The organism is Peiella sedimenti (assembly GCF_030504955.1).
GTDB classification, from domain to species: domain Bacteria; phylum Pseudomonadota; class Alphaproteobacteria; order Caulobacterales; family Caulobacteraceae; genus Brevundimonas; species Brevundimonas sedimenti.
Genome location: NZ_JAUKTR010000003.1, coordinates 22,589 through 44,306 on the forward strand (window position 1 = coordinate 22,589; position 21,718 = coordinate 44,306).

At 70.3% G+C, this 21,718-nt stretch carries 20 protein-coding genes and 1 tRNA gene; 15 read left to right on the plus strand and 6 right to left on the minus strand.

Features of this window, described 5'->3' with window-relative positions; genetic code table 11:
• Positions 1–111 precede the first annotated feature (111 nt).
• Entirely contained in the window at positions 112–1,128 is a 1,017-nt protein-coding gene (locus Q0812_RS07435) for an NADP-dependent oxidoreductase (RefSeq protein WP_302109693.1), read from the plus strand.
• A gap of 46 nt (positions 1,129–1,174) precedes the next feature.
• On the opposite strand, the gene Q0812_RS07440 is transcribed toward Q0812_RS07435, so the two are convergent.
• Positions 1,175–1,966 carry a SapC family protein gene (locus tag Q0812_RS07440; RefSeq protein ID WP_302109694.1) on the minus strand — a complete coding sequence of 264 codons (792 nt, stop codon included), beginning with the start codon at positions 1,964–1,966 and terminating at the stop codon, positions 1,175–1,177.
• Between the two features lie 113 nt (positions 1,967–2,079).
• Between Q0812_RS07440 and Q0812_RS07445 the strand changes: the two genes are divergently transcribed.
• The 3 genes from Q0812_RS07445 to Q0812_RS07455 all read left to right on the plus strand — a co-directional run bounded on the left by Q0812_RS07445 (position 2,080) and on the right by Q0812_RS07455 (position 4,786).
• Positions 2,080–2,559 carry a Fur family transcriptional regulator gene (locus Q0812_RS07445; RefSeq protein ID WP_302109695.1) on the plus strand — a complete coding sequence of 160 codons (480 nt, stop codon included), beginning with the start codon at positions 2,080–2,082 and terminating at the stop codon, positions 2,557–2,559.
• A 63-nt stretch (positions 2,560–2,622) separates the two neighbouring features.
• Positions 2,623–3,843 (plus strand): pentapeptide repeat-containing protein, encoded by a 1,221-nt coding sequence (locus Q0812_RS07450; RefSeq protein WP_302109696.1) that lies wholly within the window; start codon positions 2,623–2,625, stop codon positions 3,841–3,843.
• 61 nt (positions 3,844–3,904) lie between these two features.
• Positions 3,905–4,786: an alpha/beta fold hydrolase gene (locus Q0812_RS07455; RefSeq protein ID WP_302109697.1), complete on the plus strand. Its 882-nt coding sequence runs from the start codon at positions 3,905–3,907 to the stop codon at positions 4,784–4,786.
• A gap of 124 nt (positions 4,787–4,910) precedes the next feature.
• Here the strand turns inward: Q0812_RS07455 and Q0812_RS07460 are convergent, their stop codons facing one another.
• The 3 genes from Q0812_RS07460 to Q0812_RS07470 form a co-directional block, all read right to left on the minus strand.
• Positions 4,911–5,204, minus strand: a complete 294-nt coding sequence (locus Q0812_RS07460; RefSeq protein ID WP_302109698.1) for a hypothetical protein — start codon at positions 5,202–5,204, stop codon at positions 4,911–4,913.
• Between the two features lie 78 nt (positions 5,205–5,282).
• Positions 5,283–5,492: a cold-shock protein gene (locus Q0812_RS07465; protein ID WP_302109699.1), complete on the minus strand. Its 210-nt coding sequence runs from the start codon at positions 5,490–5,492 to the stop codon at positions 5,283–5,285.
• 179 nt (positions 5,493–5,671) lie between these two features.
• Positions 5,672–7,831 (minus strand): primosomal protein N', encoded by a 2,160-nt coding sequence (locus Q0812_RS07470; RefSeq protein WP_302109700.1) that lies wholly within the window; start codon positions 7,829–7,831, stop codon positions 5,672–5,674.
• A 27-nt stretch (positions 7,832–7,858) separates the two neighbouring features.
• On the opposite strand from Q0812_RS07470, the gene fsa reads away from it, so the two are divergent.
• Genes fsa through Q0812_RS07485 form a run of 3 tightly spaced genes read left to right on the plus strand, consistent with a single transcriptional unit; the run spans position 7,859 to position 10,158 of the window.
• A complete protein-coding gene (fsa, locus tag Q0812_RS07475; protein WP_302109701.1) occupies positions 7,859–8,512 on the plus strand; it encodes a fructose-6-phosphate aldolase in 654 nt (217 codons plus the stop codon).
• 30 nt (positions 8,513–8,542) lie between these two features.
• Positions 8,543–9,247: a DUF484 family protein gene (locus Q0812_RS07480; protein WP_302109702.1), complete on the plus strand. Its 705-nt coding sequence runs from the start codon at positions 8,543–8,545 to the stop codon at positions 9,245–9,247.
• Positions 9,244–10,158 (plus strand): tyrosine recombinase XerC, encoded by a 915-nt coding sequence (locus Q0812_RS07485; protein WP_302109703.1) that lies wholly within the window; start codon positions 9,244–9,246, stop codon positions 10,156–10,158. The genes Q0812_RS07480 and Q0812_RS07485 overlap by 4 nt, the downstream gene beginning before the upstream one ends.
• A 4-nt stretch (positions 10,159–10,162) precedes the next feature.
• Here the strand turns inward: Q0812_RS07485 and Q0812_RS07490 are convergent, their stop codons facing one another.
• Entirely contained in the window at positions 10,163–12,223 is a 2,061-nt protein-coding gene (locus tag Q0812_RS07490) for a TonB-dependent receptor (protein WP_302109704.1), read from the minus strand.
• A gap of 96 nt (positions 12,224–12,319) precedes the next feature.
• Between Q0812_RS07490 and Q0812_RS07495 the strand changes: the two genes are divergently transcribed.
• The gene (locus Q0812_RS07495; RefSeq protein ID WP_302109705.1) at positions 12,320–13,294 is read left to right on the plus strand and encodes a retroviral-like aspartic protease family protein; all 975 of its coding nucleotides are present in this window, start codon (positions 12,320–12,322) and stop codon (positions 13,292–13,294) included.
• Here Q0812_RS07495 and Q0812_RS07500 read toward each other — a convergent pair.
• Positions 13,291–13,683, minus strand: coding sequence for a YkvA family protein (locus tag Q0812_RS07500; protein ID WP_302109706.1), 393 nt, complete (start codon positions 13,681–13,683; stop codon positions 13,291–13,293). The two genes, Q0812_RS07495 and Q0812_RS07500, sit on opposite strands and share 4 nt — an antisense overlap.
• Positions 13,684–13,753: 70 nt before the next feature.
• Here Q0812_RS07500 and Q0812_RS07505 point away from each other — a divergent pair, with 70 nt between their 5' ends.
• The 7 genes from Q0812_RS07505 (at position 13,754) to Q0812_RS07535 (ending at position 21,667) form a co-directional block, all read left to right on the plus strand.
• Positions 13,754–14,536, plus strand: coding sequence for an SDR family NAD(P)-dependent oxidoreductase (locus tag Q0812_RS07505; RefSeq protein ID WP_302109707.1), 783 nt, complete (start codon positions 13,754–13,756; stop codon positions 14,534–14,536).
• Between the two features lie 65 nt (positions 14,537–14,601).
• A tRNA-Gly gene (locus Q0812_RS07510) sits at positions 14,602–14,676 on the plus strand.
• Between the two features lie 241 nt (positions 14,677–14,917).
• Positions 14,918–16,705, plus strand: coding sequence for an ATP-binding protein (locus Q0812_RS07515; protein ID WP_302109708.1), 1,788 nt, complete (start codon positions 14,918–14,920; stop codon positions 16,703–16,705).
• Between the two features lie 49 nt (positions 16,706–16,754).
• Positions 16,755–17,210, plus strand: coding sequence for a hypothetical protein (locus Q0812_RS07520; RefSeq protein ID WP_302109709.1), 456 nt, complete (start codon positions 16,755–16,757; stop codon positions 17,208–17,210).
• A 93-nt stretch (positions 17,211–17,303) separates the two neighbouring features.
• On the plus strand, positions 17,304–18,710 hold the full coding sequence (lpdA, locus tag Q0812_RS07525; RefSeq protein WP_302109710.1) for a dihydrolipoyl dehydrogenase: 1,407 nt from the start codon (positions 17,304–17,306) through the stop codon (positions 18,708–18,710).
• A 109-nt stretch (positions 18,711–18,819) separates the two neighbouring features.
• Entirely contained in the window at positions 18,820–20,085 is a 1,266-nt protein-coding gene (locus Q0812_RS07530) for an FG-GAP repeat domain-containing protein (protein WP_302109711.1), read from the plus strand.
• Positions 20,086–20,164: 79 nt separating this feature from the next.
• Positions 20,165–21,667 carry a response regulator gene (locus Q0812_RS07535; protein ID WP_302109712.1) on the plus strand — a complete coding sequence of 501 codons (1,503 nt, stop codon included), beginning with the start codon at positions 20,165–20,167 and terminating at the stop codon, positions 21,665–21,667.
• Positions 21,668–21,718 lie beyond the last annotated feature (51 nt).

Here is a 21,718-nt window from a genome sequence, read left to right on the forward strand (position 1 = left end):
GCCGCCCTCCGCGAACGCCAAAGCGCCACCTTAAAGACCCTTGGGCTCGACAAGCGCAACCCGCCGCGTGAGAGTGCGCGTTGCTAGAAAAGACTTGGGAGACCAAACGCCATGGCCGACCGCAACCGCACCTGGGTCCTGCGCCAGCGCCCCGTGGGCGATCTGAAGGACGGCGATCTGGAGCTGGTGGAGAGCCCGATCCCAGAAGCGGGGGCCGGCGAGGTGCTGGTCCGCACAATCTACCTGTCGCTGGATCCCACCAACCGCACCTGGATGAACGACACCGAAGGCTATCTGCCGCCGGTGGGCCTGGGCGATCCCATGCGCGGGCTGACCCTGGGCGTGGTCGAGCATTCCAAGTCAGAGCGCTTTTCGCCGGGCGACCTGGTGATGCCGGTCAGCGGCCAGTGGGCCGAGTGGGCGGTCGTGCCGGAGAAGGGCCTGCGCAAGACGCAGAAGTTCGGCGACCTGCCCCTGACCGCCAATCTCAGCGTCCTGGGCATGACCGGCATGACCGCCTATTTCGGCGTCACGGACGTGTGCCGGCCCAAGGCGGGCGAGACCATGGTCATCTCGGCGGCGGCCGGGGCCGTGGGCTCCATCGCCGGCCAGATCGCCAAGAAGCGCGGCGCGCGGGTCATCGGCATCGCGGGCGGGCCCGATAAGTGCGCCTGGCTGACCGACGAGCTCGGCTTCGACGGCGCCGTCGACTACAAGAACGAGGACGTGGGTCAGGCGCTGGACCGTCTTTGCCCGGACGGGATCGACATCGACTTCGAGAATGTCGGCGGCGACATCATGTCGGCCGTCTGGAGCCGCATGAACGTCTTTGGACGCATCGCGGTCTGCGGCCTGATCTCGGCCTATAACGCCACATCGGCGCCGCGCGCACCGAACTTCGCCCGCATCATCACGCACCGGCTGAACGTGCGCGGGTTCCTGGTGCTGGACTATGTGGGCCGCGCGGCCGAGATGGCCGCCGAGATGGGCCCCTGGGTCATCTCCGGCGGCCTGAAGTGGAAGGTCCACGTGGAAGAGGGCATCGAGACCGCGCCCGACGCCCTGAAGCGCCTGTTCACGGGCCGCCACGACGGCAAGCTGCTGGTGAAGGTGTCAGAGGAGCCGTAGTCGCCCATCCTTCTCCCGCAAGGGGAGAAGGATGGCGCCGTGTGGATCAGGCGTTGGCGGCCGTCGGCTGGTTCATGGCCTCGACCATGGCCAGGGCGATCAGGCGGTCCCAGCCCTGCAGCGACAGCATGTGGGCGTAGATCTGGCCCAGGGCGCCGTTGTCGCGCAACTCCACCAGGGTCTCGGCGGGCAGGGCCTTCAGCTTGTCTTCGGAGACCGCGAAATAGTCGGCGATCTTCTGCGGCTGGCCCTGGGTCCCATCGGGATTGGTGGGGGTGAAGAAGGCCTCGCGCACGTCGAACAGGTCATGGGTCTTGAGCAGTTCGACGAAGCTCTCGGTGCGGCGCCGCTCGCCCTCGAAGTCGCGGCAGAAGTTCATGGCCTGCTCGGTATAGGCGCTGGGCTTGCCGTCCTCGAACAGCTTCACCTGGCCGTCCTCGGTCAGGAAGTCGGCGTTGCGGTCGATGCACAGCAGCAGCCGGTCGTTCTGAGGGTCGTTGGCGAAGACGAAGGGGTAGCGGCGCACGAAGGCCGGCACATAGGCGTCGGGGCGGAAGGCGCCGGTCTCGTCGACGAACAGGTTGGCGTTCTCGCGCAGGCCCATGACCGCCAGCGGCGTCTTGCCCTCGCCCACGAAGATGATGGGGTAGGACAGGCAGGCCGGAGCGAACTCGGTCACCGTCAGCGGCACCACATGGCTCTGACGCACGAAGCGGAAGGGCGTGGCGGTCGGATTGACGCCCAGGTTGCCGTGCTGCTCAGGGGTCAGGGGCTCCGGCTGCGTATAGAACAGGACAGAGCCGGCGAGGCCGTCGTTCGGCTGGGTGGTCGTTTCCATGGAGACCCTTGACTGGTCAGAGGTTGAAAAAGGCCGGGCCTTCTATCCCAATCGGGTTCCCCCGGCAACGCGACACGCTTGCGGGGCGCGGCGAGGGCGATTAGCTGAACCTCATGAGCGAAACCTGCGGCCATGATCACGCCGGGCCCGCCGGAATGGCGGGGCGGGACCTGGATGCGGCGCTGGCCGCCGCCGCCGCCCGCTGCGAGGCCGTAGGCCAGCGCATGACCGCTCCGCGCCGCCGCGTCCTGGAGCTGCTGCTCAAGGCCGGCGGACCGGTCAAGGCCTACGACCTGATCGGCGCCTATGGGACCGATGGCGCCGCCAAGCCGCCCACGGTCTATCGAGCCCTGGAGTTCCTGGAGAGCCAGGGGCTGGCGCATCGCATCGCCTCCATCTCGGCCTACACGGCCTGCACCCACGACGCGACCGATCATGCGGCCGCATTCCTCATCTGCGACTGTTGCGGGGCCACGGTGGAGATCGCGCCGCCGGACGCCGCGGCCATGCGGCGCGCGGCCGAGGGCCAGGGCTATCGCATCCAGCGCACGACGATCGAGGCGCACGGCCTGTGCGGCGCCTGCGCCGCCTGATCCTTCGCGGACCAACGGTTGCTTAACTCCCGGGGCCGTAAAGTGACGGCTCTGAGGGGATTCATGACTCAGCAGACGCTGATCAAGCCGATCGACCGCACCGTTCTGGTGGAGGTCGTCCAGGCCCACGCACGATTTCTGAAAGGGGCGCCGGGAGGGCGGCGCGCCAACCTGTCCTATGTGGACCTGCGCAATTTCGACCTAGACGGCGCCGATCTGACGGAGGCCGACCTGTCGGGCGCGCGCCTGCAATCCGCCCTGCTGAAAAAGGCGATCCTGGACCGGGCCAATCTGTTCGGAGCCGACCTGCGCGAGGCGGACCTGCGCGGGGCGTCGCTGGAGCGGGCCGATCTACGCGGCGCCTGTCTGCGCGGCGCCAACCTGTCGGGCGCGCGGCTGGTGGGCTGCGATCTGCGGGAAGGGGCCATCGCCCTTCAGAGCAACAAGAACGGCTTTCAGCTGCTGAAGCACGAGAAGAAGCCCGGCGAGCTGGACTACGCCATTCTCTCGGGCGCCGACCTGCAGGGCGCGCAGATGAGCGGCGCCCGGGCCGTGGCCGCCGATTTCCGCGACGCCGACCTGTCGGGCGCGGCGCTGAACGGCGCCAAGCTGAAGAACGCCTGTCTAGACGGGGCGGACCTGTCCGGCGCGAACCTAAGCCGCGCCGATCTGGTGGGCGCCTCGATGAAACGGGCCATGCTGGCCGAGGCGGACCTGTCCGGCGCCGACATCAAGGACGCCGACCTGGAGGGCTGCCTTCGCGCGCCGCCGCCCACGGTCTTCATCGACGACAAGCCGCTGGGCGACATCATCACCGCCCACGAACGCTGGTGCGACACGGGGGGCGTCGAGGGCGCCGCCGCGCGCATCGCCCAGGCGGACCTGCGCACGGTGGGCGACCTGTCCTTTCGCCGGCTGACGGCGCTCCATGCGCCGGGCGCCGTCTTTTTCAAGCTGAACCTGAAGGGCGCCCAGCTTCAGGGCGCCAACCTGGAAGGCGCCGATCTGCGCGGCGCCGTTCTGGAGGGTGCTGACCTGCGCGGCGCGCGGCTGACGGGCGCTCAGCTCACCCGGGCCAATCTGCGCAACGCCAAGCTGGGTCCACTGGAGATCGGCGCGGGCAAGCTGACGCGCGCCGACCTTACGCGGGCCAATCTGCGCCGGGCCGACCTGAGGGGCGCCGACCTGACCCGCGCCCGGCTGATCGAAACCGACCTGGAAGGCGCGCGCGCCGAGGCGGGCGATCTTCTCAAGGCCGAGATCGATCTGCCGCTGGCGAGCTGAACCGAGAGTTCGTTTTCGATACCCACTAGACCGCGAATGGGCGGCGCCCTAGCTGTCGGTCATGGTTGTTCGCGCGCCGCGCCCCGTTCAAAGGTTCATCGATCTGCCGGACGGCCGCATGGCCTGTCTGGATTTCGGGCCTCGGGACCGGGCCCCCGACCTGGTGTTCGTCCACGCCAATGGCTTCAACGCCTCGACCTACCGCAATCTGCTGGCGACGCCGGCCAAGACGCACCGCATCCTGGCCGTGGATTTGCGCGGGCATGGCCGCACCGAACTGCCCCTGCCCGATGGGCGGTTGCGGTCCTGGCGCACCCACGCCGATGATCTGATCGCCTTCGTCGAAGCCGCCTGTCCCCGGCCGCCGGTCCTGGCCGGCCACTCCATGGGCGGGACGGTCAGTCTGCTGGCGGCCAGCCGAAGGCCCGATCTGGCGCGGGCCCTGGTCTTGCTGGATCCGGTGATCTGGACGCCCCGGCGCGACCTCCTGCTGTCGCTGCCGTTGTTCGACCGCGCCGCGGAAAAGGCGCCGGTGGTGAAGGGGGCGCTGAAGCGCAGGTCCGTGTTCGCTTCGCCCGGCGAGGCCCTGGCCGCCTATCGGGGTCGCGGGGCCTTCAAGGGCTGGGCCGATCAGACGCTGAAGGACTATCTGAAGGACGGCCTTCGACTGACGGACGGCGGGGCCTATGAACTGGCGTGCGCGCCGGCTTGGGAGGCGGCCAATTTCGCCGCTCAGGGCAACCGCGTCTGGCGCGCGCTGCGGCGGCTACAGGTTCCGGCGACGGTGATTTGTGGGTCCGTGCGCTCGACCACCAGCCGACCCGACCTTGTGGCGCGCTCGCCGGGGGTGAAGGTCGAGGTTCTGGAGGGGCAGGGGCACTTCTTTCCCCTGCTTAATCCGTCGGAGACGGCGGATCGCCTCGGAGCGGCGCTGGCAGGCTAGAGCCTGATCGGTTGAGGTGGAATCGCTTTCGCGGTTCCGCCGGGGCCGTGACTCAGGCTCTCGCTAACATACTGGACCGAAATCTGAGTTTCGTTTGAGTGGGTCCAACTCAACCGATTTCGGTCTAGGCGCCCAGCATCTCCGCGACGCGGGTCAGGAAATCGCCGCGGCGCTGACGCTCCTCGGGGGTGTCGGGGCCTCGCCCCGGGAAGAGCTTGCGCTGAGACTCCTCGCGCACGCGCTCGATGACGGCGTCGAGGTGGCCCGGCGTCTTGCGAGCGTCCATGATCACGGCATGGTCGCGCGCCTCGCGCACGCGGCGGGTCAGCGCGGCCTCCACGTCCTGGCCGGTTTCGGCGCGCGCGGCCATCAGGGTGAAGTCGCGCACATACATCTGGATGAAGCCTTCCTCAGCCATGGGGTCTTCTCCAAGTTGGGGGCCCTTGCGGGCGGGTCGGGGCGGGCCGAGCGGCCCGCCCCTTATTCCGGCGTGGGATCAGCTGGCCTGCAGATTGACGGCCGATTCCTTGCCCGAGCGGCTGTCGCGCTCGAGTTCGTAGGTAACCTGCTGACCTTCATTGAGGTGACGCAGGCCGGCGCGTTCGAGCGCAGTGGCGTGGACGAAGACGTCCTTGCCGCCGGACTCAGGCTGGATGAAGCCGTAGCCCTTGGTGGAATTGTACCATTTCACGGTGCCAGTAGCCATTTTCAGACCTCCTGTTGGCGTTTGCCGGTGGGGAAATCCCACCTCGGCTGTCGGGTCTGAATGGAGCGGCGTTAGACCTCAGAGCGCGTAGCAAAGAGAGACGGCGGCGTTACGCAAAGAGATCGACGCCCTCCTTATGCGCCCATATGGCGGCCGGAACAAGGCGCGCAGACGGGAGCCTAGAGGAAGCTGTAGGGATCCACGTCCACGTTCAGCCGAACCGAGGCGGGAATCTTCACCCGGCTCAGCCACTCGCGGACCAGGGCCTGGACGTCGACGGTCCGGTCCGCCCGCACCAGGAACCGCTTGCGGCGGCGGCCGCGGACCAGGGCCAGCGGCGCGTCGGCGGGGCCGTAAATCTCCGCGCCTTCGGCGTTGAGGGCCTGGGCGGCCAGCTGGCGGCAGGTCTCCTCCAGGGCCTGGGGGTTCTCGGACGACAGGACCAGGGCCGCCAGGCGTCCGTGCGGCGGCATGCGGGCCTGGGCCCGTTCGGCCATCTCGGCCTCGATGAAGGCGTCGCGGTCCAGATGCTCCAGGGCCTGCATGACGGGATGCTCGGGCATGAAGGTCTGGATCAGGGCCCGGCCCGGCTTGTCGGCCCGGCCCGCGCGGCCCGCCGCCTGGGCCAGCAGCTGAAAGGTGCGCTCGCCGGCCCGCAGGTCGCCGCCGCGCAGCCCCAGGTCCGCGTCCACCACGCCCACCAACGTCAGATTGGGGAAGTTGTGCCCCTTGGCGGCGGCCTGGGTGGCGACGAGGACGTCGATCTCGCCCCTGGCCATCCGTTCGACAAGCTGCCGGGCGGCCGCGCCGTCCGGGGCTGTGTCCGAGGAGAAGACCGCCGTGCGCGCCTCGGGAAAGCGCTCGGCCACCTCCTCCTCGATGCGTTCGACGCCCGGGCCCACGGACACCAGGGAGTCCTCGGCGCCGCAATGGGGACAATGCCTGGGCCTGGGCATGGAGAAGCCGGTCAGGTGACAGACCAGCCGGCCGGTGTAGCGGTGCTCGACCAGCCAGCTGTCGGTGTCCGGGGCCGTGAGCCGCTGTCCGCAGGCGCGACACAGGACCACCGGCGCATAGCCGCGCCGGTTCAGGAACAGCAGGGTCTGTTCGCCCGCCGCGAAGGTCTCGCCCATGGCCTCGACCAAGGCCGGCGACAGCCAGCGCCCGCGCTCGGGCCCGTCGCTGCGCATGTCGATCAGGCGCATCGCCGGCAGGCGCGCGACGCCGTGACGGGCGGACAGCCTGAGCCAGTCGTAGCGGCCGCTCTCGGCGTTCCACAGCGTCTCAAGCGAGGGCGTGGCCGAGGCGAGCAACGCCACGCAGCCCTCGATGCGCGCCCGCGCCACCGCCAGGTCGCGAGCGTGATAGATCAGCCCCTCCTCCTGCTTGAACGAGGCGTCGTGTTCCTCGTCGACGACGATCAGGCGCAAGCGTTTGAACGGCAGGAAAAGGGCCGAGCGCGCGCCGACCACGATCTTCTGCTCGCCCGAGGCGACCGCCTCCCACAGCAGGCGTCTCTGCGGGCCGGGAACGCCGGAGTGCCATTCGCCGGGAGTCGCGCCGAAACGGGCGGCGACGCGCCCGATCACCGCCTGGGTGAGGGCGATCTCCGGCAGCAGAATGAGAACCTGCGCACCCGGCTCGGCCTTCAGCAGCCGGGCCGCCGCCTCCAGATAGACCTCGGTCTTGCCCGAGCCGGTGACCCCGTCCAGCAGGATGGGGCGGAACGCCCGGTCCTCAATGCGCCTGGCGACCGCATCGGCGGCGGCCGCCTGGGCCGGGTTCAGCGCCGCGCCCGGGCGATCCGGGTCGGGCTGCTGGGGTTGAGGCGGCGGAACGAGCGCCGACTCAAGCACGCCCTCGTCGATAAGCCCCTTGACCACGCCGGTGGATACGCCGGCCCGGCGCGCCAGCTCGACCGCTGTAGAGGCGCCCGCGCCGACAGCTTCCAGAACCGCCTGGCGGGCCGGCGTCATCCGGGCGGGCTGCCGCCCCCCCACCCGCCGGATGATCCGCTCGGCCCTCGGAGCGCCGTGCCGCAGGCCCCGCCAGGCCAGCAGCGCCATCTCGCCGGGCGGGGTCAGGGTCCAGCGCGCCGCCCACTCCAGGAACTCGAGGCTGGAGGGGGGCAGGGGCGTTTCGTCCAGCCGCTCAGCCACCGCCTTGAGCCGCCGGTTCGAGCCGGTCTGCTCGCGGACCTCGCTGACGACGCCGCGCACGAGGCGCGGCCCCAGCGGCACGTGCACGTGATCCCCGGCGGCCAGGGCCATGCCGTCGGGTACGGCGTAATCGAACGCTTCCGGGACCGGCAGGGGCAACAGGACGGCGGCTATCCGCATTGAGGTTGGCGGAGTAGAACGCCCCCCATGAAGATCTTTCTCGATACCGCCGAGGTGAACGTCATCGCCGAGCTGGCGCAGACCGGCCTGGTCGACGGCGTCACCACCAACCCCACTCTGATCGCCAAGTCCGGCCGTCCCATGGCCGAGGTCATCGCCGAGATTTGCCGCCTCGTCGAGGGGCCGATCTCAGCCGAGGTGGCCGCGACCGACTACGAGAGCATGCTGGCCGAGGGCCGCCATCTGGCCGGCGTCGCGCCCAACGTGGTGGTCAAGGTGCCCCTGACCTGGGACGGCCTGCGCGCCACGCGCGCCCTGGCGGACCTGAACATCAAGACCAACGTGACGCTTTGCTTCTCGGTCGCCCAGGCGCTGATGGCGGCCAAGGCGGGGGCGACCTTCGTCTCGCCCTTCATGGGGCGGGTCGACGATCACGGCGGGGTCGGCGCCGAGCTGATCCAGGACATCCGCGAGGTCTACGACCGGTATGATTTCGCGACCGAGGTGCTGGCCGCCTCGCTGCGCCATGGCGCGCACGTGCGGGAGGCGGCCCTGGCGGGCGCGGACGCCGCCACCCTGCCGCCCGACGTTTTCCGCGCCCTCGTCAAACACCCCTTAACCGACAAGGGGCTTGATCAATTCTTGGCCGATTGGGCCAAGACGGGGCAGTCGATCCTCTGAGCGGTCGCGCCCTGATTGGGGGCGTTCAGCGTGAGCAAGACGGCGGGCGATCTGTTTGAGAGCGTGCGGGGACCGGCGTGGCCGGAGGTGCGCCACTTTCTTGAGGTCGAGCCCGAGCATCTGCTGGCGGACCGGGCCCTTCTGGAGACGCTGGGTCTCAAGCGCACAGGCCCTAATGTCGTGGACTTCGGGCCCGCCGCCCTGTCGCGGCTGGAGGCCGTGATCGAGCGGGAGGGCGCCGCGCGCAAGGCCATCGAGCAGGTGGCCCGGGCCAACTTCGCCGCGCAGGCCCAGACCCACGTGGCGGCGCTGGACCTGATGGAGGCGCGCAATCACACCGATCTGGCGCGCCGGCTCGACGCCGCCGCCCAAGCCCGCTTCGGCCTGGCGGGCGCCACCCTGCTGATCGAGAAACCGGGCGGCGTGCCCTTCGGCTGGCGTCCCCTGGAGTCGGGCGACGTGGACGGCCTGCTGGGCGAAAACGGCCTGACCTGGCTGGGTCCGGTCCCGCGCCCCGAGGTTCTGTTCCCGCCCCAGACGGTGGAGGCGGTGAGCAGCGTCGCCCTGGTGCGTCTGTCCCCCTATTCGCCGGTGCGCCCGGCGCTGGTGGCCTTCGGCTCGTCGGACCCGGAGGGTTTCACCCGGGATATGGGGTGCGAGCTGGCGGCCTTCCTCGCCCGCGTGGCCGAGCGCATGGTCGAACGCTGGCCGATCCTGGACCCCGACGCGGCATGACCGGCGACGAGGCGCTCAGGGCCTTTCTGGACAGCCTGGTCCACGAGCGCCGCGCCTCGCCCCGCACGGTGGAGGCCTATGGCCGCATCGGTCGGCTCTACCTCGCTTTTCTTGAACAGCATCGCGGCGAGCCCGTCAGCCTGACCACGCTGGGCCAGACCACGGCGGCCGAGGTGCGCGCCCATCTGGCCCAACGGCGCAGGCCGGAACACGGCGGCCTCTCGGCCCGATCGATCAGCCAGACCCTTGCGGCCATCCGCGCCTTTCACCGCTTTCTTGACCGCCGGCTGGACACGCCCTGCGCCGGCATCGCCCTGGTGCGCGGCCCGCGGCTGCAGCCGGGGCTGCCCAGGCCCGTCACCGAAGACCAGGCGCGGGGACTCCTCAACGAACCCGCCGCCGATCCCGACCAGGAGCCTTGGCTGGCATCAAGGGACCAGGCGGTCCTTAGCCTGCTCTACGGCTGCGGCCTGCGGATTTCGGAAGCCCTGTCGCTGACGCCTGACATGCTGGAGGCCGAGACGCTTCGCATCACTGGCAAGGGCGGCAAGACGCGGCTGGTCCCGGTGCTGCCCGCCGTGCGCGAGGCGATCGCCGCCTATGCCTCCGCCTGCCCCTGGCCCTTGACGGGCGGAGAGCCCCTGTTCCGCGCCACCCGAGGCGGACCGCTGTCGCCGCGCCATGTCCAGGCGGCCATGCAGCGGTTGAGGGGGCGGCTGGGCCTGCCTTCGACGGCGACGCCGCACGCCTTGAGGCACAGCTTCGCCACCCATCTGCTGGGCGCGGGGGCGGATCTGCGCGCCATCCAGGAGCTGCTGGGTCACGCCAGCCTGTCCACGACCCAGCGCTACACCGAGGTGGACGCCGCGCGCCTGCTGGCGGCCTATGCCGCGGCCCACCCGCACGGGTGAGGCGTCACCCGAAGGTGCGCTTGAGCGACAGCCAGTAGGTGCGGCCCTGCCAGCGGGCGCGGTCCTCTCGCAGGAAGGGATCGGGCGTCGAGCGGTCCGGATCATAGAAGCGCCGGCGCCGCTCCATCGGCCGGTTGAACATGTTGTCGACGCTGAAGTTCACCGTGATGCGGCCCAGGCGGCGTTCGACGAAGGCGCCGAAGTTGTAGTTGTCCGTGTCGAAGCGGTCGATCTCGTTGCGCCGGTAGCTCTCGTTCGCGCCGTCGGCGATGTAGTCGACGCCCCAGGCCCAGTCGCCGCCCGCCAGGTCCTGGCGGAACTGCGCCGTCAGAAACCACGGAACCTCGGACGAGAAGTAGCGGTCAAGGCCCGTGTAGGGGTCGGTCACGTCCGAGTCCTGCACCAGCCATCGCAGGTCGAAGCGGCCGCCCGGGATGCCCAAAGGCCCGAGCGGGACGCCCGCCTGCACGTCAAGTCCGATGCGGCGGCCGTCGCCCAGGTTGCCGGGCGCATCCTGTCCGGGTCCCAGCGGCACCCGGTCCACCACCCGCTGCACGTGATCCAGGTTGAGCGTGGCGCGGATGCTGCCCTGCTCGAACAGGCGCCGTTCGCCCATCAGAGACAGCCGCCAGGTGCGCTCCGGCTCGATTTCGGCGTTGCCGGTGGAGACGCGGTCGTTGGCGATTTCGGCCACGGTGACGAAGTCGTCGAAGTTCAGCTGGCTGACCTGGCGCTCGACGGCCACGCGCGTGCGCCACAGGTCGTTCGGCCGCCATTCCAGCGCCGCGCGGGGCTTGAAAAAGGTCAGGGTCCGTTCCGCCGACGCCCCGCCCGAGACGGTCAGGGTCGAGGTTTCCGCCGCCAGGCGCCATTCGGCCGTGAGGCGCGGCGACAGCCGCCGGCCGCCACTGACGAAGGCCTCGCCGCGCAGCTCTTCGACCGTCACGTCGGCGGCCGGCAGGGGGACGGGCGTCCGGGTCCCGGAGCTGTTGATCAGGAACAGGTCCACGGCGCTGTCCAGCCCGTTGAAGGCCAGTTCGCCGCCCGCCTCGAAGGCGCCGCCGAACAGATCCGTGTGCGCCCAGCTGGCGCGGCCGACCGCCTCCAACGAGCGGTTGTCCACTTCCTGGGCCACGCCGTCGAGGAGCGCGCCGCCCAGTGTTCGCCGGTACGACGCCTCTGGACCCAGATACTGTTCGCGTCGGACAAGGCCGACCCAGCGCAGGGTCCCGCCGCCGACGGGGCGAGACAGGTCGCCTCCGGCCTCAGCGCCCGAAAAGCTGAAGTCCTGGTCGATGGCGTCGCGCCGGATCGGCTGGAAATCGCCCGACAGGTCCGGGCGGTTGACCAAGGCGTTGTGGGTCAGCGGCTGGCGCCAACCGAAAAGCCTGCCGTTGATCCGATAGGTCGAGCCGTCGCCCCCCGTCAGCGCCCAGTCCGCGGAGAGGGACGCCTCCTGGCGGTCGTACTCGTTCGTCTTCCACTTGCGCTCGATCAGGGGTCCGCCCGGCAGGCTGAACTCGTCGTAGCCGTCGTCCGAGTTGCGCCGGTTGTCGTAGCGGAAGGACAGGTTGAAGGCGTGGGCGCCGCGCCGCATCAGGCTGGAGACGTTCACGCCGCCACCCACGTCGCCGGTGTAGACGTGCTGGAGGTAGACCTCGGCCGAGCCGGAGGTGGAGCTCTCGCCGCGCGACAGCACCACGTTCAGAACGAGCGGCCATTCCTGAAGGTCGGCGCCGAACTCTGCGCCGGGGCGCAGCTCCATCCTGGCCACCTGGTCGGCGGGAATGCGGCGCAGAGCCAGTTCCAGGGCTTCGGCCTTGTTGCTGGGCCGCCTGCCGTTGATGACCACATTGCCCGAAGCGCCTGCGAAGCCGCGAACGGCCTCGCCGTCCTGCACCGCGAAGCCCGGCACCCGCTGCGCCATGTCCCAGGCGTTGGCGGGCCGGAACTCGGCGAACCACTCGGCCTCGTAGACCGCGACGGCGCCAGTCTCGTCAGACGACGCAGGATGAGCGGACGTCAACAGCGCCGCCAGAATGATTGCAGATGCTACCCAGCGCACGCTCGCCTCCCCTCACCGAGGCCGAGGAGCTAGGCTGTATTTTTCGCCCCGTCCCGTTAATCTCCGGAAAGGGGGCGATATTCGCAAGGGCGGCCGATGACCTGTCGGGCGGCGCTATCCAGACGCGGTCTGGTGCTGGGTTTGGGCGCGTGGGGCGTCGCAGGCGTCGCCGCGGCGCAGGACGTCCCGCCGCCCGCTGATCAGCCGGCCTCCGAGCTGGATCAGGCGCTGGCCCTGCTTCCGAATGTGGAGACTCGCCTCAGCACGGCGGTCATGCTGAACGGGCGCGGCCCCTTCCAGTTCGTGGTCGATACCGGCGCCAACCGGACGACGATCTCGCAGCAGCTGGCGCTGCAGCTGCGCCTTCCTGAAGGGCCGCTAGCCCTGGTGCACGGGCTGGCCGCGGCCGAAGCCGCGCCGACGGCGCTGATCGCCCGTCTGAGGCTGGGCGAGGGCCTGTTCCGCAACATACTGGCGCCGACCTTTCCCCAGGCCCGGCTGGCGGCGGACGGGCTGCTGGGACTGGATGTGCTGGGCTACTACCGGCTGGTGTTCGATCACGTGAACGGTCGGCTGCTGATCGACGGGCGAGGCGGCGGCGTGCGGGTCCTGAGAGGATCCGGCTTCGGCACCCGGATCCCGCCGCCGGGCCTGATCCAGGGCCGCCAGAAGTTCGGCATGCTGACGGTCATCCCGGCGCGGATCGACGGCGTCGAGGCGGAAGCCTTCATCGATACGGGCAGCCAGTACACCATTGGCAATCGCGCCCTGCTCGAGGCGATCCATACGCGCAGACCCGACCCTGAGCGCCGCGAGTTCAACGTGCCCCTGATCGGCGCCACGGGCCAGACGGCGCCCGGCCGACTGGCGGTGGTGCGCAGCCTTGGGATCGGAACAGCGGAGTTCGTCGATCATCCCGTGCTGTTCGCCGATCTGCACACCTTCGATGTGTGGGAGATGTCCGACCGGCCCGCGCTGATCCTCGGCGCGGACGTCATTCGCGGCTTCTCCACGGTCGAGATGGATCTGCGCCGCAACTGGGTGCGCTTCGGGCCGCTGATGCGGGGCTAGGGCTCGCCCAAGCGGCGCAGGGCCTCACGCGCCAGGTCGCGGTGGCGCGGCTTGAGCGAGGCGCCTACGGCCGACATGAGAGCCGCGATCACGGCGGCGTCGTCGGTAAAGCCGATACCGGCCAGCACGTCGGGAATGGCGTCGGCGGGCAGGACGAAATAGGCCAGCGCCGCCAGCATCACGCCCTTGGCGGGGGCGGGAGTCTCAGGGTCTCGCGCGCAGTACCAGACCGACAGCAGCCGGTCGGCGAAGGGCAGGCGCGACAGGTTCCGGGTCAGCTTGGGCCAGAAGCCGGACTTGACCCGCACTTCGTTGACCCGCTGCACGTGCGGGACCAGCGCCCGCGAGGGGTCCAGCGCCTCATGGAGGGATTTGGCTTTAGCGGTCATCGCGGCTAACACCCCGAAGCTTATTCAGGCGCAACTCTCCAGCGCCCCGCCGAACATAGGGACTTCCGCCATGAAACTCGATGGATCGATCGCCGCAGTCGTCACGGGGGGCGCCTCGGGCCTGGGCGAGGGCACGGCGCGGGCCCTGGCCGCCAGGGGCGTGAAGGTCGCCGTCTTCGATCTGCAGGCCGAGCGCGGCGAGCAGGTGGCCGGCGAGATCGGCGGGGTCTTCTGCCAGGTGGACGTGACCGACGACGCCTCCGTCGCCGCCGCCTTCGAGAAGGCCCGCGCCGCCCACGGCCAGGAGCGCCTGACCGTCAACTGCGCCGGGATCGCCACGGGCCAGAAGACCGCCAGCCGCAAGAAGGACACGGGCGAGATCAAGGCCCACGACATGGCCCAGTTCGAGCGCACCGTGCGGGTCAACCTGTTCGGCACCTTTCGGGTCGCCAGCCAGTCGGCGGCGGGCATGCTGACCCTTGATCCCATGGAGGACGGCGAACGCGGCCTGATCATCAACACCGCCTCGGTCGCGGCCCAGGACGGTCAGATCGGCCAGGCGGCCTATTCGGCCTCGAAGGGCGGCGTCTACGCCATGACCCTGCCCATGGCGCGCGACCTGATGAACGACGGCGTGCGGGTCAACACGATCCTGCCCGGCATCATGTGGACGCCGATGATGGCCGGCATGGACCAGAAGGTTCAGGACGCCCTGGCGGCCATGATCCCCTTCCCCAAGCGGCTGGGCACGCCGGCGGACTATGCGGCGCTGGCCCTGCACCTGGCCGAGAACGTCTACATCAACGGCGAGTGCATTCGGCTGGACGGCGCGATCCGGCTGGCCCCGCGCTGATTCCAGCGAAAAGGGGCTTGCGGGACCGCAAGCCCCTCCGCTATACGCCCGCCCTCGACTGAAGCGCGGGCGTAGCTCAGGGGTAGAGCATCACCTTGCCAAGGTGAGGGTCGGGCGTTCGAATCGCCTCGCCCGCTCCAGTCGAACTTCCCTTCATTAGTGGCGCTACCGGTCGGCTCGCGGAGCCTCCCTGCTTGAGCGCGGTTTCGTGCGCTACCGCTCGCGGCGCGGCCGTTTGCGGCCTGAGCGCGTCGGCGACATTTGCGCCTTCGCCTCCCGGGCGATCTCGATTCGCGCCGCCGTTTCATTTAGGAACATTTCCAGTGGGGCGCTCCGGTCCGGCTCTTGCAGCGCCAAGGGCCTGGACGCGAGGTTTGAGCGATGTTGTTGCAAGGCGAGGTGAACTGGGCCCTCGTATTCGGCCTGGTCGCTTTGGTGATGAGCGTGCTGGGCCTGATGGCCATGGCGGCGGCGGGCCGCTGGGCCGCGCGGTCCCGTAATGCGACGCGCGACGCCGAGAACGCCGCCTTCCGCGCCGACACCGCCGAGCGCCGCCTGTCCGAAACCTTGCAGGCCATTCCCGTGGCCCTGGTCGAGACCGACGCCTCGGGCAAGTTCACCTTCGCCAACCGCGCCGCGCAGCAGCTCCTGGGCCGCCGCGACGCCGAGCTTCTGGGCCTGAGATTCCACTCGGCGACGTGGGGCATCACCTATCCGGACGGCCGTCAGATTCCGCCGGACCTGCTGCCGAACGCCCGGGCTCTGCGCGGCCAGACCGTGCGGGGCTTTCAGCAGATCATGGCCAATCCCAACACGCGTAAGAGAATGCTGGTCTCGGTCACCGCCGAGCCCATCGAGAACGTCCAGGGCGAGATCATCGGCTCGTCCGCGGCCCTGGTCGAAATCGAAGGCCTGGCCCACCCCACCGGCGGCGACCTGGCCAGCGCCACACGCCGCGTTTTCGACGCCGCCGCCAGCCTGCTGGCCGTGGTCACGCTCGAGGGCGAAATCGTCGACATCAACCGCACGGCTCTGGAGCGTCTGGGCGGAGAGCTGGAGGACTGGACCGGCAAGGACATGGCCCAGGCCACGGGGGCGGGGGGCCGTCTGCGCGACGCCCTGATGGCCGCGGCCCGGTCGGGCCAGCGTCTGGACGAGGCGGTGGAGGCCAACGGGATCGCCTGGCGCGTGCTGCCGCTGAAGCTGGACGGCGCCGAAGCGGTCGACGCCCTGCTGCTGGCGGGCGATCCCCTGGTCGAGGCGAAGGCGCCTGAGGCCGATCCCGAACACCTGGCCCAGCTGGACGAGCTGAACCGCACCCTGACGGCCGTGCGGGCCGAGCGCGACGCGGCCACGGCCGCCGCCGAGGAGGCCCGCTCCGCCCTTGCCCAGATGGAGACCGCGCGCCGCCGCGCCGACGAGGCCCTGCAGGCGTCGCAGCGCATGGAGCAGGTGGGCCGCCTGGCGGGCGGCGTGACCCATGACTTCCACAACATGCTGAAGGTGGTGGTCGACGCCCTGGAGACCCTGCTGCGCCAGGCGGACGATCCCGCCCGCGTGCGCCGCCTGGCCGAGGCGGCCCTGGCCGCCGGGCGCCGGGGAGAGCGCGTCACCCGCGAAATGCTGGCCTTCTCCCGCGCCCAGGACGCCGACGCGCCGGCCATCGACGCCGCCGCCGTCGTGCGCGGGCTTGAGCCGGCCCTGCGCCGCCGCGCCTCGGGCGCCTCGGTCAGGGTGCAGGCCGTGGCCGGACCGCTGAACGCCCACGTGGATCCGGTGCAGATGGAGGCCGCCCTTGAGGCTCTGGTCGACAACGCCGCCCAGGCCCTGAACCCCGGTGGCGGTCATGTGGAGGTGCGGCTGGACGAGGTGACGCTGGAAGCCGGCGAGACGGCGGGGCTGCCGGCGGGCCGGTATCTTCGCCTCGCAGTGGCCGACGACGGGCGTGGCATGGCGGCCGACGAGCTGGCCCGGGCCCAGGAGCCCTTCTTCACCACGCGCGAGGGGGCGGCGGGCCTTGGCCTGTCCCAGGCGCTGGGCTTTGCCCGGCAGGCGGGCGGCGCCCTGACTCTGAACAGCCGCCCTGGCGAGGGAACGACGGCGCGCATCTACCTGCCTCTGCCGGATCGGGCGGACGGCGGCGGCGAGCGCGTGGCCGACGTGGCCTGATCGGCGAAACCGGGTTAACCTCGCCGCCACACAGCCCGGAGGCGACGCCATGAAGCTGTTACGCTGGCTGCTGGCCCTGGTGGTGCTGGCCTATGCCGCCTGGCTGGTCTGGCCCCTGGCGGCGTCCCTGCTGGGCGGGCAGGACATGGCCATAGAGCGCGCGGCCGTCGAGGCGTCCGACAAGGGCGCCAATCTGCCCCTCGGCGTCGTCTGGATCGCAGCGGCGGCGCTCTATGCGCTTAGCGCCTTCCTCCTCGGCAACGGCAATCCCAGGGCCTTCGTGGCTTATCTGCTCGGCTTCGCCGCCGACGCCTTCCTAAAGATCGCTTTGGACGGCCGAAGCGCGGCGGCGCAGGCGGACGTGGCCATGCGCTCAACCGCCGTGGCCGAGAGCGGCGTCGATCCCCTGTGGCTGATCCTGGGCGGGCTGGCGGTGGTGGGCGTGCTGGTCTTCGCGCTGAGCCGTCGCCGGAAGCGCCGCCGCTCGCTCTACGAAACGGCCTGAAACACAGCCTGAAACCCAGCCTGATCGTCCCTACATTGACCTGAGCAAGCCCGGGCTTATGGTCCGCGCGCTTTTTCAGACAGGCGGACGACCATGGCGGACCAGCAGACCTATGACGTGGTGATCATCGGCGGCGGACCGGGCGGCTACAACGCCGCGATCCGGGCCGGGCAGCTGGGCCTGAAGGCCGCCTGCGTCGAGATGCGGGGCACGCTGGGCGGGACCTGCCTGAATGTGGGCTGCATGCCGTCGAAGGCCCTGCTGCACGCGTCCGAGCTGTACGAGGCCGCCGGCGGCGAGTTCGCCAAGATCGGCATCGAGGTCGCTCCGTCCCTGAACCTGTCGCAGATGATGGCCGCCAAGGCCGAGAGCGTGGGGGCCCTGACCAAGGGCATCGAGTTCCTGTTCAAGAAGAACAAGGTCGACTGGGTGCGCGGGCGCGGCCGCATCGCCGGGCCCGGCAAGGTCGTGGTGGAGACCCCTGAGGGGCAGACGGAGCTCTCGACCCGGAACATCGTCATCGCCACGGGGTCTGAGCCCACGCCGCTGCCCGGCGTCGAGTTCGTCGAGGGCAAGGTGGTGGACTCCACCGGCGCGTTGGACCTGCAGGCCGTCCCCAAGACGCTCGCCGTCGTGGGCGCCGGCATTATCGGGCTGGAGCTGGGCTCGGTCTGGCGTCGCCTGGGCGCCCAGGTGACGGTCATCGAGTTCCTGGACCGCATCACGCCGGGGATGGACGCCGAGGTGGCCAAGACCTTCCAGCGGTCCCTGACCAAGCAGGGCATGACCTTCAAGCTGGGCACCAAGGTCACGGCCGCCAAGGCCGACAAGGACGGCGTCACCCTGACGCTGGAGCCCGCCAAGGGCGAGGGCGCGGCCGAGACGCTGCAGGCCGACGTGGTTCTGGTGGCCATCGGGCGGCGCCCCTATACGGCGGGCCTGGGGCTGGAGACGGTGGGCGTCACGCCCGATCAACGGGGCTTCATCGCCAACGACCACTTCAAGACCTCGGCCGAGGGCGTCTGGGTCATCGGCGACGTCACCTACGGCCCCATGCTGGCGCACAAGGCCGAAGAGGACGCCGTGGCCTGCATCGAGCTGATCGCGGGCAAGGCCGGACATGTGGACTATGATCTGGTGCCCAGCGTCGTCTACACCGCGCCCGAGGTGGCCTGGGTCGGCAAGACCGAGGAGGAGCTCAAGGCCGCGGGCGTCGAGTACCGGGTCGGCAAGTTCCCCTTCGTCGCCAACAGCCGCGCCAAGATCAATCACGAGACCGACGGCTTCGTGAAGTTCCTGGCCGACGCCAAGACCGATCGGGTTCTGGGCGTGCACGTCATGGGGCCCCAGGCGGGCGAGATGATCGGCGAGGCCTGCGTGCTGATGGCGTTCTCGGGCGCTTCCGAGGATCTGGCGCGCATCTGCCACCCGCATCCCACCCGCTCCGAAGCCCTGCGCCAGGCGGCCATGGGCGTCGAGGGCTGGACCATGCAGGCCTAGGCTGAGAGGCGGTTTCCTGTCGGAAATGTAATGCGCGGCGGTCTTGCCGTGCGGCTGTGACGGCTGTTGCCTTGGCGATGCGCGAGCGCGCGCCAAGGGAGGGGACTTCATGACCAAGGTTTCGCGGCTGCTGATGGCGGCGTCGGTGCTGGCGCTTATGGGCGGCGCCTGTCAGGCGCAGTCCGCGACGGAGGGTTTCGGGGTCCGTTTCGAGGACGTGACCGAAACGCACCTGCCGGGTCTGGACGCCATGCCCCGGCGCAGCATGGACGCCGTAGCGCACGACCTGGACGGCGACGGCGATCTCGACGTCGTGCTGCCGGGAGAGTGGGCCCCGTCCAAGATCATGATCAATGACGGGCAGGGCCGCTTCACGATGGCCGAGACCCCGTTTCCGCCCATCCCGGCCGAGGAGCTGGTCAAGCCTCCGCACGTGCAGGCGCAGCTGAACGACAAGGACTCCGAGGACGTGTCCATCGCCGACTTCGACGGCGACGGCCTGGCCGACCTGATGATCGTCGTGGAGGACGACATCATGCTGGGCCGCAGCAACGTGCACCAGTATCTGCGCGGGCGCCCCGGCGACGGCTATGAGCGCATCTACGGCCAGCTGCCCGACACCGTCGCAAACGCCGTGGCCCACGCCGACGTGGACGGAGACGGCGACCTGGACCTGGCCCTGATCGGCGGATCGCAGGACCGCCTGCTTATCAACGACGGCCGGGGGCGCTTCAGCGACGAGACCGAGACCCGCATCCCGCGCGAGGCGGCGACGGCCCAGGACGGCGAGTTCTTCGACGCGGACGGTGACGGCGATCTGGACCTGGTGCTCGGGCTCGAGGGCGGCCACGCGCTCTGGATCAACGACGGCCGGGGCGTCTTTGCCGATGAAAGCCGGGCGCGCCTGCCCGTCCCCGGCAATGTCGAGGCGCGCAAGGTGACGGTGGGCGACGTCGACGGGGACGGCGATCTCGACCTGTTCTTCGCCCACGTTTCCTGGCAGGGCCGGGCTCCCCAGGACCACCTGTACCTGAACGACGGTTCGGGCCGCTTCTCCAACGCCACCGACCGGCTGCCCCAGGAGACGGAGCTGACGCTGGACGCCCTGTTCCATGACCTGGACGGCGACGGCGACCTTGACCTGGTGCGCGGCAACGGCGGCTCGCTCAAGGTCTGGGCCAACGACGGCACGGGCCGCTTCACCGACGTGACGGGTGAAGTGATGACCAACGCCGAGCTGCCGGGATCGTCCATCGCGGTGGAGGTGGCCGACTTCAACGGCGACGGCCTGCCCGACATCTATGTGGGGCAGTTGGCCCAAGGCGGACCGGCTGATCCGTCGCGGGATCGCCTGTTCCTGGGTCGCCGGCGCTGATTTCCGCGCGGCGCTTCCGAGATTTGACCGGGCGTTAACGGATCGCGGCCAACCTCGATTCGCGAGCGGGAGCGGCCGGATGGCGAAGCGGGAGCGGGCGAAGGGCAAATCCACCCCGGGCGAGGGCCAGGACGCCTTCCTGCGCCTGATGAGCCACGAGATGCGGACGCCGCTCAACGGGGTCATCGGCATGCTGGGCCTGCTGGCCCGAACCCGACTGGACGGCGCCCAGACGGCCTATCTGTCGGCGGCGCGCGAGTCGGCCGAACACCTGCTGGGGCTGGTCAACGATCTGCTTGACTACGCCCGGCTGGATGCGGGCTGCCTCGACATCGAACCGGCGCCCGTCGATCTGGAGCGCCTGCTTCAGGGCGTGGCCGAACTGCTCAGCCCCAAGGCGCACGACAAGGGGCTGGAGATCGTATGGGCGGTCGACCCAGCCGCGCCGGTGGTGCTGGCGGACGACGGCCGCCTACGCCAGATCCTGTTCAACCTGGCCGGCAATGCGGTGAAGTTCACGCCGATGGGCGGGGTGGCCCTGTCGGTCATCCGCACCGGCGGCTCGGACGCGCGGCCGAGGCTGGCCTTCATCGTCGATGACACGGGGCCCGGCGTGCCGCCCGAGGCACGCAAGCGCATCTTCGAGGAATTCGGCCACGTGGACCCCTCCGACGCCAGCCGATACGGCGGCACGGGGCTGGGCCTGGCGGTGGCGCGTAAGCTGGCGGCGGCCATGGGCGGAGAACTGGCGGTGGAGGACGCACCGGTCGGCGGGGCCCGCTTCCGCTTCGAGGCCGACTTCGACGCGTGTCCGGACGCTGCCCCCCGGGTACAGCCCCTGGAGGGGATCACAGTCACGGTGATCGGCGATGATCCCCTGGTCGCCGGGGCCGCCGAGGCCCAGGCGCTCGCCAGCGGCGCGGCCCTGGAGGGCGAGCCGGACGTGGTGCTGATCGACCACCCCGGCGGAGGCCGGCTGGCCGACCGGCCGGCGGGCGGCGCGCGCGCCCTGATCCTGCTGAAGCCGCAGGACCGGGACCTGATCGTGCGCTACCGGGGACGAGGCTTCCACGGCTATCTGATCAAACCCCTGCGCCGCTCGTCCCTGGCGGAGCGGGTGCTGGCGGCGCTGGGCCGCTCGGGTCCGGCCGCCCGGAGCGAGCGCGAGGATGAGCGCATCGCGCCCCAGCGCAGCCTGGGTCTGAGGGTGCTGCTGGCCGAGGACAATCCCGTCAACGCCCTCCTGGCCAAGACCCTGTTGCGGCGCGAAGGGTGCGTCGTCGAGACGGCGGGCTCGGGGCAGGAGGTGCTGGACGCCTGCGCCCGCACGCGCTTCGACCTGATCCTGATGGACATGCGCATGCCCGGCCTGGACGGGCCCTCGGCGTCCCGCGCCCTGCGCGCCCGGGATGACACGACGCCCATCGTGGCGCTGACGGCGAACGCCTTTGTCGAAGACCGGCGCGCCTGCCTGGAGGCCGGCATGGACGACTTCCTGACCAAGCCGGTGGACGCCGACCAGCTGCGTGCGGCGCTGGCGCGCTTTACGAACCGTGACGGGCGGGTAAAGCTGGCCTCCTGATTGAGCCGGGCGCGAGGGGCGCCCCGCCGCTCCTTAGGGGATCGCACCTAG

Bases quoted from the DNA above. Each gene is read 5' to 3' on its own strand.
- Q0812_RS07435 (WP_302109693.1), top strand. From the start codon at position 112: ATGGCCGACCGCAACCGCACCTGGGTCCTGCGCCAGCGCCCCGTGGGC.
- Q0812_RS07440 (WP_302109694.1), bottom strand. From the start codon at position 1,966: ATGGAAACGACCACCCAGCCGAACGACGGCCTCGCCGGCTCTGTCCTG.
- Q0812_RS07445 (WP_302109695.1), top strand. From the start codon at position 2,080: ATGAGCGAAACCTGCGGCCATGATCACGCCGGGCCCGCCGGAATGGCG.
- Q0812_RS07450 (WP_302109696.1), top strand. From the start codon at position 2,623: ATGACTCAGCAGACGCTGATCAAGCCGATCGACCGCACCGTTCTGGTG.
- Q0812_RS07455 (WP_302109697.1), top strand. From the start codon at position 3,905: ATGGTTGTTCGCGCGCCGCGCCCCGTTCAAAGGTTCATCGATCTGCCG.
- Q0812_RS07460 (WP_302109698.1), bottom strand. From the start codon at position 5,204: ATGGCTGAGGAAGGCTTCATCCAGATGTATGTGCGCGACTTCACCCTG.
- Q0812_RS07465 (WP_302109699.1), bottom strand. From the start codon at position 5,492: ATGGCTACTGGCACCGTGAAATGGTACAATTCCACCAAGGGCTACGGC.
- Q0812_RS07470 (WP_302109700.1), bottom strand. From the start codon at position 7,831: ATGCGGATAGCCGCCGTCCTGTTGCCCCTGCCGGTCCCGGAAGCGTTC.
- fsa (WP_302109701.1), top strand. From the start codon at position 7,859: ATGAAGATCTTTCTCGATACCGCCGAGGTGAACGTCATCGCCGAGCTG.
- Q0812_RS07485 (WP_302109703.1), top strand. From the start codon at position 9,244: ATGACCGGCGACGAGGCGCTCAGGGCCTTTCTGGACAGCCTGGTCCAC.
- Q0812_RS07495 (WP_302109705.1), top strand. From the start codon at position 12,320: ATGACCTGTCGGGCGGCGCTATCCAGACGCGGTCTGGTGCTGGGTTTG.
- Q0812_RS07500 (WP_302109706.1), bottom strand. From the start codon at position 13,683: ATGACCGCTAAAGCCAAATCCCTCCATGAGGCGCTGGACCCCTCGCGG.
- Q0812_RS07505 (WP_302109707.1), top strand. From the start codon at position 13,754: ATGAAACTCGATGGATCGATCGCCGCAGTCGTCACGGGGGGCGCCTCG.
- Q0812_RS07515 (WP_302109708.1), top strand. From the start codon at position 14,918: ATGTTGTTGCAAGGCGAGGTGAACTGGGCCCTCGTATTCGGCCTGGTC.
- Q0812_RS07520 (WP_302109709.1), top strand. From the start codon at position 16,755: ATGAAGCTGTTACGCTGGCTGCTGGCCCTGGTGGTGCTGGCCTATGCC.
- lpdA (WP_302109710.1), top strand. From the start codon at position 17,304: ATGGCGGACCAGCAGACCTATGACGTGGTGATCATCGGCGGCGGACCG.
- Q0812_RS07530 (WP_302109711.1), top strand. From the start codon at position 18,820: ATGACCAAGGTTTCGCGGCTGCTGATGGCGGCGTCGGTGCTGGCGCTT.
- Q0812_RS07535 (WP_302109712.1), top strand. From the start codon at position 20,165: ATGGCGAAGCGGGAGCGGGCGAAGGGCAAATCCACCCCGGGCGAGGGC.